Origin of the sequence: Bacillus sp. FSL K6-0042, assembly GCF_038006685.1 — a bacterium.
GTDB lineage: Bacteria > Bacillota > Bacilli > Bacillales > Bacillaceae_G > Bacillus_A > Bacillus_A pseudomycoides.
Genome location: NZ_JBBOVS010000001.1, coordinates 4,779,683 through 4,791,364, shown reverse-complemented (window position 1 = coordinate 4,791,364; position 11,682 = coordinate 4,779,683). Strand labels below are relative to the sequence as shown.

General features: G+C 37.8%; 11 protein-coding genes. All 11 read right to left on the bottom strand.

Translation table 11 applies throughout. The features are described 5' to 3' along the window. Positions 1-69 precede the first annotated feature (69 nt). Positions 70-1,770, bottom strand: coding sequence for a proline--tRNA ligase (locus MHH45_RS24745; RefSeq protein WP_016131881.1), 1,701 nt, complete (start codon positions 1,768-1,770; stop codon positions 70-72). 152 nt (positions 1,771-1,922) lie between these two features. Further along, entirely contained in the window at positions 1,923-3,179 is a 1,257-nt protein-coding gene (gene rseP / locus MHH45_RS24740; protein ID WP_140385942.1) for an RIP metalloprotease RseP, read from the bottom strand. Positions 3,180-3,196: 17 nt separating this feature from the next. Then, positions 3,197-4,339, bottom strand: a complete 1,143-nt coding sequence (dxr, locus tag MHH45_RS24735) for a 1-deoxy-D-xylulose-5-phosphate reductoisomerase (RefSeq protein WP_016115953.1) — start codon at positions 4,337-4,339, stop codon at positions 3,197-3,199. Positions 4,340-4,359: 20 nt separating this feature from the next. Next, complete coding sequence (locus MHH45_RS24730; protein ID WP_016115954.1) at positions 4,360-5,151, bottom strand: phosphatidate cytidylyltransferase; 792 nt, start codon at positions 5,149-5,151, stop codon at positions 4,360-4,362. A gap of 17 nt (positions 5,152-5,168) precedes the next feature. Beyond that, positions 5,169-5,945, bottom strand: coding sequence for an isoprenyl transferase (gene uppS, locus MHH45_RS24725; protein ID WP_016115955.1), 777 nt, complete (start codon positions 5,943-5,945; stop codon positions 5,169-5,171). Between the two features lie 85 nt (positions 5,946-6,030). Continuing rightward, on the bottom strand, positions 6,031-6,588 hold the full coding sequence (gene frr, locus MHH45_RS24720; protein WP_003199493.1) for a ribosome recycling factor: 558 nt from the start codon (positions 6,586-6,588) through the stop codon (positions 6,031-6,033). A gap of 2 nt (positions 6,589-6,590) precedes the next feature. Further along, the gene (gene pyrH, locus MHH45_RS24715) at positions 6,591-7,313 is read right to left on the bottom strand and encodes a UMP kinase (protein WP_016115956.1); all 723 of its coding nucleotides are present in this window, start codon (positions 7,311-7,313) and stop codon (positions 6,591-6,593) included. A gap of 66 nt (positions 7,314-7,379) precedes the next feature. Further along, entirely contained in the window at positions 7,380-8,267 is an 888-nt protein-coding gene (tsf, locus tag MHH45_RS24710) for a translation elongation factor Ts (protein ID WP_016115957.1), read from the bottom strand. Between the two features lie 82 nt (positions 8,268-8,349). Further along, positions 8,350-9,051: a 30S ribosomal protein S2 gene (gene rpsB, locus MHH45_RS24705; RefSeq protein WP_016115958.1), complete on the bottom strand. Its 702-nt coding sequence runs from the start codon at positions 9,049-9,051 to the stop codon at positions 8,350-8,352. A 362-nt stretch (positions 9,052-9,413) separates the two neighbouring features. Beyond that, positions 9,414-10,193 carry a GTP-sensing pleiotropic transcriptional regulator CodY gene (codY, locus tag MHH45_RS24700; RefSeq protein ID WP_016115959.1) on the bottom strand — a complete coding sequence of 260 codons (780 nt, stop codon included), beginning with the start codon at positions 10,191-10,193 and terminating at the stop codon, positions 9,414-9,416. Between the two features lie 77 nt (positions 10,194-10,270). Further along, positions 10,271-11,662, bottom strand: coding sequence for an ATP-dependent protease ATPase subunit HslU (hslU, locus tag MHH45_RS24695; protein ID WP_003199484.1), 1,392 nt, complete (start codon positions 11,660-11,662; stop codon positions 10,271-10,273). Between the last annotated feature and the right edge of the window lie 20 nt (positions 11,663-11,682).

The window sequence follows — 11,682 nt, the reverse complement described above, 5'->3', positions numbered from 1 at the left end:
TTCCTTTTAACTGATTATTTTTTTACTTTACATAGAAATAGAAGGTACCTCACCTGGAGGTACCTCTTCTTATTTCAAAATATTAGCAATGTATGCATGAAGTTCTTCTACTTTTACTTCTGCAGATTCATTTGTAGCACGTACTTTTACTTCAACAATGCCTTCATCAGCTTTTTTACCAACTGTTACTCGAACTGGAAGACCAAATAAGTCTGCATCAGCAAATTTAACACCTGCACGCTCTGCACGATCATCTAACAATACTTCATAACCTTGTTCTTGTAATGAATTGTAGATCGTTTCACCTACTTCACGCTGTGCATCAGACTTCATGTTTACTGGAATTACATGTACATGGAATGGTGCAACAGCTTTTGGCCAAACCAAACCATTTTCATCGTTAAATTGCTCAGCAACTGCCGCAACTGTACGAGATACCCCGATACCATAGCATCCCATGATAAGTGGTTTCGTTTTTCCATTCTCATCTAAGAACGTTGCATCCATTGCTTCGCTATAACGTGTACCTAATTTAAACACATGTCCAACTTCGATACCACGAGCAAAACGGATTGTCCCATTTCCATCTGGAGATTGATCTCCTTCTTGAATGAAACGTAAATCTGTATATTGACTCACTTTGAAATCACGCTCTGGATTTACATTTATATAATGGAATCCTTCTTCGTTTGCACCACAGCAACCATTTACAATTGCTGCTACAGCATGGTCAGCAATGACTTCAATGTCTCCTGTTACACCAATTGGTCCTAAAGAACCAACTTCGCAATTTAACAGTTCTCTTACTTCTTCATGTGAAGCAAGTTCAACAACTGAAGCACCATAGACATTCTTCACTTTTACATCATTTACTTCATGATCCCCGCGAACAAGTACAACAACAAACTTTTCATCGACTTTAAAGACCATAGATTTGATGCAATTTGACGCTTCCATATTTAAGAATGCAGAAACCTCTTCAATTGCTTTTTGATCTGGCGTTGCTACTTTTTCAAGTGCTTTTTCTGCTTCATCGCTTTTTGCATAGGAAGCAACAACAGGTGCCATTTCAATATTTGCTGCATAATCAGATGTATCAGAATACGCAATTGTATCTTCTCCTACATCAGATAATGCCATAAATTCATGTGTATCTTTACCACCCATTGCTCCAGAATCAGCAATAACCGCACGGAAATTCAATCCACAGCGCGCGAAGATATTAGAATATGCTTGGTATAGGCCACTATAAACTTCATCCAAACTTTCTTGTGTCGCATGGAAAGAATAAGCATCTTTCATTAAAAATTCTCTTCCGCGTAATAAACCAAAACGGGGTCTTTGCTCGTCACGGAATTTTGTTTGGATTTGATATAATGTTAACGGTAGCTTTTTATAAGATTTAATTTCATCACGTACAAGGTCTGTAATAACTTCTTCATGCGTTGCTCCTAGTGCAAACTCACGATCATTACGATCTTTCATACGCATTAACTCAGAACCGTAAGAATACCAACGACCTGATTCTTGCCACAATTCAGCTGCTTGTAATGCTGGCATTAATAATTCTACAGCCCCTGCTCGTTCCATCTCTTCTCGAACAATACGTTCCACTTTATGCAATACTTTTAGCCCCAGTGGTAAAAAGCTGTAAATACCAGAAGCATTTTGACGCATGAATCCTGCACGAAGTAGCAATTGATGACTTTTAATCTCAGCATCAGCTGGCACTTCACGTAATGTAGGACTAAATACCATACTTTGTTTCATCTATTCGCACCTCTTTAATTTACTCTAATACGCAGTAAAACCCCCCACCTCAAATTAGGTGAGGGATTACGACTCTAAGAGTTTTATTCATTTCATTCACTATTCACAAAAAACATCGTGAATTTTATACTTACTACAAGTTTCACTTTATTTTACAAGAAAAATCTCCGAATGTCATTCCACGTTACAACTAACATAAGTAACATCAATAACGCAAAGCCAATAAAATGAACCATTCCTTCTTTTTGGCGATCAATTGGTTTCCCACGCAAAGCTTCAATTAAGAAGAAGAACAAGCGTCCTCCATCAAGAGCAGGAACCGGTAATAGGTTGAATAGGCCAAGGTTTATGCTTAAAACAGCTGCCAAACTAAGAACACGCATAACACCATAATCTACTACTTGGTCTGTTAAATTATAAATTCCTACGGGACCTGATAAATCATTAATAGAAAACTGACCCGTCACTAGTTTTACAAGGGAATCAAAAATTAATTTTGTCCATGTATACGTCTGCTCAAAACCTGATTTAATAGAACCAAAAATAGATTTCTCTACAGGAGAGTATACACCAATTCTACCAACCTCTTCTTTCCCCTCTTTATCAGCTGATGGCGTTACTTTTACATTAAATTGATCACTGTCACGTTTTACATGAAGCGTAATTTCTTTATTTGGGTGTTCACGTACAATCGTGACAACATCTTTCCATGTATTCGTGTCTTTCCCATCGATTGCTTGAATCGTATCATCTTGTTTCAATCCTGCTTGTTCTGCAACACTATCCTTCATTACTTTCCCAACCATCGGCTTATCAACAGGAATACCTTGTACCAATCCAATGATAACAAAAATAACAAATGCAAGAATGAAGTTCATAGCAGGACCTGCAAAGATTGTTAATGCTCGCTGTCCTAGCGTTTTAGAACCAAATTGTCTGTTAAACGGGGCGATTTGTATTTCTTCTCCTGCTGAAACAATACGAGCTTTTTCATTCACACGGAATGTTTGCAATTCCTCTTCGTATTCTTCGTAACCAGCAATTGTGAGATTGTGTTCCAAATCAGATTGCTCTACTTCAATCACGCGAACATTCGGATACTTTTCGCGCCCGTCTAAAACTAATTTCATAACTTCTTCGTTTTCATTTAACACGAGTCCAACTTTTTTTCCTGGTTTTAATTCAACCGTTTCTGCATCCTCACCAGCCATTCTAACATAGCCTCCAAGAGGTAGTAGCCGAATTGTATAAACTGTTTCATTCTTTTCAAATGAAAATATTTTTGGTCCAAAACCAATTGCAAACTCGCGACATAAAATACCCGCTCTTTTTGCGAAATATAGATGCCCTAGCTCATGGAAAAATACGAGTGCACCGAAAATTAATATAAAGGCAATCGCTGTATTCAATTCCATAACCACCTTTGCTAAATTTGTTCCATCACAAACCGTCTTGTGGCCGCATCAATTTCCTGAATTTCTTCTAAGCTCGGACGTGCAATAACATTGTGATGGTGCATTGCTTTTTCAATGAGGTCTTCTACTGTTAGGAAACCAATTTTCTTTTGTAGAAAGGCTGCTACAGCTACTTCATTTGCTGCATTCATAACAGCTGGCATGCTCCCGCCCATCTTTCCAGCTTCATATGCAAAACGTAGGCAACGGAAACGATCTTGATTCATTTGTTCAAAATGCAGTGTTCCAATTTCCCATAAATTTAACTGTTTTGTATCTGAGAGAGGTAATCGATCTGGATATGTAAGTGCATATTGAATTGGTACACGCATATCTGGTGAGCCGAGCTGTGCCATTACACTACGATCTTCAAATTCAACCATAGAATGAATAATGCTTTCTTTATGTAAAACAACATCAATTTGCTCATAAGGTATACCGAAAAGCCAATGCGCTTCAATTACTTCCAGCCCCTTATTCATCATTGTAGCAGAATCAATTGTAATTTTCGAACCCATTGACCAGTTTGGATGACGAAGCGCATCTTCCACAGTCACATGATGTAATTCATCTCTCGTTTTATCGCGGAAACTCCCGCCTGAAGCAGTGATAATTAAGCGAGAAATTCGCTTTTCATTTTCTCCATTCAAACATTGAAAAATAGCCGAATGCTCACTATCTACTGGAAGTAACGGCACATTATGTTTGCGTGCAGCTTCCATTACAATATGTCCCGCAGTTACTAATGTTTCTTTGTTTGCAATTCCAATTGTTTTTTTCGCCTCAATTGCACGGAGTGTTGGTAACAACCCTACACTACCTACAACAGCATTTATTACAACTTCTGCACTCGGGTGAAGAGCTACCTCTAATAGTCCTTCGTCACCATATACTACTTTTGTATTTCCAGAAACTGATTGTAACCTTACAACATCTTCCTCTCTTTGTACAGAAACAAGCTGAGGAGAAAATTCTTGAATAACTTTTACTGCGTAGTCAATATTTTTCCCTACAGAAAAAGCAACGAGACGGAATTGGTCTGGGTGCGAGCGTAGTACATCTAAAGTTTGCGTCCCAATTGATCCGCTTGCCCCTAATAAACTAATGTTTTTCATGACTCCAACCCCTCGTTTTATTATGAAATGAAATGTAAGAAGTGTAAAATCGGTAATACGAACAACCAACTATCTGTTCGATCTAAGATTCCACCATGTCCTGGTAAAATTGTACCCGAATCTTTCACACCGTAATGGCGTTTAAAAGCAGATTGTACTAAATCACCAAGTTGTCCAAAAATGGAGATCGCGATTGTAACAATTATTAACATCCCAACGTTCCCTTGAACTTGGAAAAACATATTGTATACAAAAGCAACAATAATCCCACAAACAATACCGCCTAGTGAACCTTCTATCGTTTTATTCGGACTAATTTCTGGCCACAATTTTCTTTTTCCGATTGCTTTCCCTATGAAATATGCACCTGAATCAGTTGCCCAAATGACAAATAACGCATAAAACACAAAATGGATTCCCGCTATTCTCGTTTCATTTAAATATAAGAATCCCATTGCAACATACGTTGTTGCCATAAGTAAAAAAGAAGCATTGTCAAAAGTAAATGTATTCTTTGAAAGGACTGTATATGATAAAAGTAATAAAACAATCACAAATGTGATTTCTAGTTTATCTAATCCAATCCAATTGAACACTCCTGATGCATTACTTGGAACTAAAATACTCCACAATAATAATGCGGCTAAAACTGTTGGTACCGAAATAAGTGTAAGCTTGTTCATACGAATTAATTCATATAATCCTATAGAAGCAAGTGCATACACTAAAACTGTAAAAGGCACGCCACCGTAAATTACGATGGGAATGAACAGCGCGGCAGCAATCACTCCAGTAATAATTCTCTGTTTCACTACCAAACCCTCTCTTTCTACACGCCTCCGAATCTGCGCCCTCTATGTTGAAAGTCTGTAATCGCATTTAGCAAATGTTCCTCGGTAAAATCTGGCCAATACACATCTGTAAACCAAAGCTCCGAATACGCAATTTGCCATAGCATGAAATTACTAATACGTAGCTCCCCACTTGTACGAATAAGCAAGTCTGGGTCAGGTAAAGAGCTTGTCATTAAGTATGAAGAAAGCATTTCTTCATTTACATCTTCTGAACGAACTTTCCCTTCTTCGCTATCTTTCATCATATGTTGCACAGCAGAAACGATTTCATCGCGACTTCCATAGTTTAACGCAAAATTGAGAATTAATCCCGTGTTCTCTTTTGTATCTTCCATGGCTTTTTCCATCGCTCTGCGCGTATGCGTAGGAAGACGATCTTTTTGTCCAATTACTCGAACTTGTACATTTTCTTCAATTAATTCTGGTAAAAATGCACCTAAAAATTCTTCTGGAAGCTTCATTAAATAATCGACTTCCTTTTTCGGTCTTTTCCAATTCTCAGTAGAAAAAGCATAAAGAGTCAGCACTTTCACATCAAGTTTACTAGCAAATTTCGTAATTTTTTTTACTACTTGCATTCCTTCATGATGTCCGGCAATGCGGGGCATTGCTCTTCTCTTTGCCCATCTTCCATTACCATCCATAATGATCGCAATGTGCTCTGGGATATGTCCCTTTTTCACTTTTCCAATGAGATGATCAAACGATGTGACCTTTTTACCTTTAAAAAAAGGAAACTTTTTAAACATCATTCATACCCTCCAACAAGCAGACGTATGCCAAAAAGTGTAAAAAGACCCCCTTAAGAAGAGGGTCATATTTGCGAAGGTATCGCTATTACACTTCCATGATTTCTTTTTCTTTGTTTTTTGCGATTTCGTCAACTTTTGCAATATATTTATCTGTTTCTTTTTGGATATCTTCTGTATATCCTCTTAAGTCGTCTTCTGTAATATCTCCAGCTTTTTCAAGCTTTTTAAGATCATCATTAGCATCACGACGTACGTTACGAACTGCTACTTTTGCTTCTTCAGCATATTTCTTAACAGTTTTTACTAGGTCTCTACGACGTTCTTCTGTTAATGCAGGGAATGCAATACGAATTACTGATCCATCGTTAGAAGGATTTAGACCTAAATCAGCTTTTAAAATTGCTTTTTCAATATCACCGATAGAAGTTTTATCATACGGCTGAATAACAAGCAAACGTGCTTCAGGAACTGTAATGTTCGCTAATTGCACAACAGGTGTTGGTGCACCATAATAATCAACTTGTACTTTATCTAATGCAGACGCGCTTGCACGACCAGCACGAACTGAAGCTAATTCGCGAGAATAAGCAGCAACTGCTTTTTCCATTTTTTCATTTGCAGCTTTTAATACTTGTTGTCCCATTTTTATTTCCCCCTTACAATTGTTCCAATATTTTCGCCTAAAACGACACGCTTAATATTACCTTTTTCCATAACTGAGAATACAATTAATGGAATATCATTATCCATACATAAAGAAGAAGCAGTAGAATCCATTACACCTAAACCTTCTTTTAATACATCTAAGTAAGTAAGTGTTTCATATTTCGTAGCTGTTGGGTCAATAGATGGATCTGCATTATATACGCCATCTACATTGTTTTTCGCCATTAAAATAACATCAGCTTCGATTTCTGCTGCACGTAATGCTGCAGTTGTATCTGTAGAGAAGTACGGGTTACCTGTACCCGCTGCAAAGATAACAACACGCTTCTTCTCTAAGTGACGAATTGCTTTGCGACGAATGTAAGGTTCTGCCACTTGACGCATTTCAATAGAAGTTTGAACACGTGTTTGAATTCCAATGTTCTCCAAGCTATCTTGAAGAGCTAATGAGTTCATAACTGTCGCTAACATGCCCATGTAGTCCGCTCCTGCACGGTCCATGCCCATTTCACTTCCAATTTTCCCACGCCAAATGTTACCGCCGCCAACAACAACAGCAACCTCTACATCAAGTTCTGCAATTTCTTTCACTTGTTCTGCAACTGACTTAATAACAGCTGGGTTAATTCCAAATCCTTTTTCACCAGCTAAAGCTTCACCGCTTAGCTTTAAAACAACACGATTATATTTCGGTTTACTCATAATGAACCTCCAATTGCCTACATCTTTATTTTAAAAAAGGGAACACAATGTGTTCCCTAATCTGTATTAGTTGTTACCTTTTACTTGGTTCATTACTTCTTCAGCAAAGTTGTCTTCACGCTTCTCGATACCTTCACCAACAGCGTAGCGAACGAATCCTTTTACCGTTCCGCCTTTAGACTCAACGAATTGACGAACTTTCATATCAGGGTTTTTAACGAATGCTTGGTCAAGTAAGCAAATCTCTTCGAAGAATTTACCTAGGCGACCTTCAACCATCTTAGCAACGATTTTTTCAGGCTTGCCTTCGTTTAAAGCTTGTTGTGTTAATACTTGACGCTCATGCTCAACTTCTTCAGCTGTTACAGCATCGCGGTCGATGTATTTAGGGTTAACTGCTGCAATGTGCATTGCTACATCTTTAGCAGCTGCTTCATCAGTAGAACCTTCAAGAACTGTTACTACACCAATGCGTCCACCCATGTGTAGGTAAGCACCGAATGCATCTGCATCAGTTTTTGTTACGATTTCAAAACGACGAAGTGTAAGTTTTTCACCAATTTTAGCGATTGCTTCATTGATGTGCTCTTCTACTGTTTTACCATTTGCAATTGTTTGAGTCATAGCTTCCTCAACAGATGCAGGCTTGTTAGCTAATAAGTGCGCAGCTAATTCTTTTATTAAAGCTTGGAAACCTTCGTTTTTCGCAACGAAATCAGTTTCAGAGTTTAATTCTAAGATTAAAGCATCGTTACCGTTTGTTTCGATATAAGTTAAACCTTCAGCAGCAATACGGTCTGCTTTTTTCGCAGCTTTCGCAATACCTTTTTCACGTAAGAAATCAATTGCTTTCTCCATGTCGCCATTCGTTTCTGTTAAAGCTTTTTTGCAGTCCATCATACCTGCGCCCGTTTTTTCACGAAGTTCTTTTACCATTTGTGCAGTAATTGCCATACTTTTCATCCTCCTAAAATATGTATTTATACCTTAAAAAAGGTGATAAAAGGCCGAACCCCTTATCACCTTTCCAAATTTGTTACGCAGTAACAGTTTCTTCACCTTGTTTTGCTTCAAGGATCGCGTCTGCCATTTTAGATGTAAGAAGTTTTACAGCACGAATTGCATCATCGTTTGCTGGAATTACGTGATCGATTTCGTCTGGATCACAGTTTGTATCAACGATTCCGATGATTGGAATGTGTAATTTGCGTGCTTCAGCAACTGCGATACGCTCTTTACGAGGGTCTACTACGAATAATGCACTTGGAAGACCTTTCATATCTTTAATACCGCCTAAGAATTTTTCAAGACGCTCTAACTCTTTTTTAAGTTGAACAACTTCTTTCTTAGGAAGTACATCGAATGTACCATCTTCTTGCATTCTTTCGATGTCTTTAAGACGCTTGATACGCTTTTGGATTGTTTGGAAGTTTGTTAACGTTCCACCTAACCAACGTTGGTTAACGAAGTACATACCTGCACGAGTTGCTTCTTCTTTAATAGCTTCTTGTGCTTGTTTTTTTGTACCTACGAATAAAATGTCGCCACCTTCAGCAGCGATGTTACGCATTACGTTGAAAGCTTCTTCAACTTTTTTCACAGTTTTTTGTAAGTCGATGATGTAGATACCGTTACGCTCTGTGAAAATGTAACGTTTCATTTTTGGGTTCCAACGACGAGTTTGATGTCCGAAATGAACACCTGCTTCAAGCAATTGCTTCATAGAAATTACTGCCATAATTTAGTTCCTCCTAAATGGTTTTTGATATCCTCCGTTTACTTCACCTTTAAGCGAAACTACAAGCGTAGCACCAACACTTAAATCGGTAAACGTGTGTACTTTGTACTGACACCACTGCTTACTATATCATAATGAAATATTACAATCAAGTCGAAAATGCGAACAATGTAAAACTTTCTTTTTAATTATGATTTTACTCATCTATTTCTCAATTCTAACTTCAGTATTACCACTCTTCCTTTCCTTTAAGCAGCCGTGCCTAATAAAGCAAAACCACGGCTTTCCCCCCCATCAGAACGCAATGAATCTTTTAGAAAATAAAAAAGCTCTCCTCACATGAGGAGAGCTTCCCTTAACAATTAGTTTGTTTTTAATTTAGCAAGTTCTTGTAAAAACTTGTCGTTTAATACTTTAATGTATGTTCCTTTCATACCTAAAGAACGAGATTCAATAACGCCTGCACTTTCTAATTTACGAAGTGCGTTTACGATTACAGAACGAGTAATTCCTACACGATCAGCAATTTTACTTGCAACAAGTAAACCTTCTGTTCCATTTAATTCTTCGAAGATGTGCTCAATTGCTTCTAACTCACTGTATGATAACGAGCTAATTGCCATTTGAACGACCGCTTTACTACGCGCTTCTTCTTCGATTTCTTCCGCTTTTTCGCGTAAGATTTCCATACCTACTACAGTTGCGCTGTACTCAGCAAGAATTAAATCATCATCTAAAAATTCTTGACCAAGACGCGCTAACACTAGTGTACCTAGACGTTCACCGCCACCAACGATCGGTACAATTGTAGTTAAACCTTGACCGAATAATTCTTTGTTTTCTACAGGGAATGCTGTAAATTGACTGTTTACATCTAAGTTTGAAGATGTTTCTGTAACGTTGAATAGGCTTTGTGTATATTCTTCTGGAAATTGACGCTCTGCAAGCATTTGTTTCATGCGCTCATTCTCGATTTGTTGGTGAATTGCATATCCTAATAATTTACCGCGACGACTTACAACGAATACGTTCGCTTCAATTACTTCACACATTGTATCTGACATTTCTCTAAAGTTTACAGGCTTTCCTGCTGCGCTCTGTAATAACGCATTTAATTTTCTCGTTTTTGCTAATAATTCCATTTCAAAAGTTCCTCCTACATGTTACTTACATATTTTTTCATCACTTGGAAACTAGGGCGAGTCACCTGATGACACTATTACAAAATAAACTGGCTCACATCTTTATTTTTAGCAATCGTTGCTAATTTTTCCTCTACATATTGAGGTGTTATCGTTATTTTCTCTAACGTAATCTCAGATGCTTCAAACGATAAATCTTCAAGAAGTTTCTCCATAATGGTATGAAGTCTTCTCGCTCCAATATTATCCGTATCTTGATTAACTTGATAAGCAATCTCAGCAATCTTACGAATAGCTTCGTCAGAAAATTCAATTTCTATACCCTCAGTTGCTAATAATGCTATATATTGCTTCACTAAAGCATTATCAGGTTCTACAAGAATTTTAACAAAATCATCTACCGATAATTTTGTTAATTCCACTCGAATCGGGAATCTTCCTTGCAGTTCTGGAATTAAATCAGACGGTTTGGACATATGGAAGGCACCAGCCGCAATAAATAAAATATAATCTGTTTTCACCGATCCATATTTCGTTGCAACGTTTGATCCTTCTACAATTGGCAAAATGTCACGCTGTACACCTTCACGCGATACATCCACGCTATTCGACTGCTTACCAGCAATTTTGTCAATTTCATCAATAAAAATAATCCCGAGCTGTTCAGCACGATAAACAGCCTCTTGTGTAACTTCATCCATATCAATTAAGCGCTGTGCTTCCTCATTTGTCAAGACTTTTCTTGCTTCTTTTACAGAAAGTTTACGTTTTTTCGTTTTTTTCGGCATAAAACTTCCTAATGCATCTTGGAAATTCATCCCCATTTGCTCCATACCAGTACCTTGCAACATATCAAACATAGAAGACTGTTGTTCCGTCACTTCAATCGATACAATTTCATCTTCAAGTAAACCTGCGGCAAGTTTCTTTTCAACTTCTCTGCGCTTCTTTTCAATTTCTGTGTCATCTTGTGTTTCAGATGTCTGATTCGCATTTTGATTTCCACCAAATAACATCTCTAACGGATTTTTGAATCCGGATTGTTTTTGCGGACTTGGCACCAAAATTTCAACAAGCCGTTGATTTGCTTGTTCCTCAGCCTTATCTTTAACCTTGACGACCATTTCTTCTTTTACGATGCGAACTGAAGTTTCTACAAGGTCACGCACCATAGATTCTACATCTCGACCGACATATCCAACTTCTGTGAATTTCGTTGCTTCAACCTTAATAAAAGGTGCTCCAACGAGCTTCGCCATTCGTCGTGCTACCTCTGTCTTTCCGACCCCTGTCGGTCCAATCATTAAAATGTTCTTCGGAGCAATTTCATCGCGTAAATCTTCCGCTAATTTACTGCGACGATATCGATTTCTAAGCGCTACTGCAACCGCTTTTTTCGCATCTTTTTGACCAATAATATATTGATCCAATTTTTCTACAATTTGACGCGGAGTAAAATGTAAATGCATATAAAATGCCTCCCTTACGA

Excerpts from the sequence above, each read along its gene's own strand:
- uppS (WP_016115955.1), bottom strand. The coding sequence starts at position 5,945 with ATGATGTTTAAAAAGTTTCCTTTTTTTAAAGGTAAAAAGGTCACATCG.
- MHH45_RS24745 (WP_016131881.1), bottom strand. The coding sequence starts at position 1,770 with ATGAAACAAAGTATGGTATTTAGTCCTACATTACGTGAAGTGCCAGCT.
- rpsB (WP_016115958.1), bottom strand. The coding sequence starts at position 9,051 with ATGGCAGTAATTTCTATGAAGCAATTGCTTGAAGCAGGTGTTCATTTC.
- hslU (WP_003199484.1), bottom strand. The coding sequence starts at position 11,662 with ATGCATTTACATTTTACTCCGCGTCAAATTGTAGAAAAATTGGATCAA.
- tsf (WP_016115957.1), bottom strand. The coding sequence starts at position 8,267 with ATGGCAATTACTGCACAAATGGTAAAAGAACTTCGTGAAAAAACGGGC.
- frr (WP_003199493.1), bottom strand. The coding sequence starts at position 6,588 with ATGGGACAACAAGTATTAAAAGCTGCAAATGAAAAAATGGAAAAAGCA.
- pyrH (WP_016115956.1), bottom strand. The coding sequence starts at position 7,313 with ATGAGTAAACCGAAATATAATCGTGTTGTTTTAAAGCTAAGCGGTGAA.
- codY (WP_016115959.1), bottom strand. The coding sequence starts at position 10,193 with ATGGAATTATTAGCAAAAACGAGAAAATTAAATGCGTTATTACAGAGC.
- dxr (WP_016115953.1), bottom strand. The coding sequence starts at position 4,339 with ATGAAAAACATTAGTTTATTAGGGGCAAGCGGATCAATTGGGACGCAA.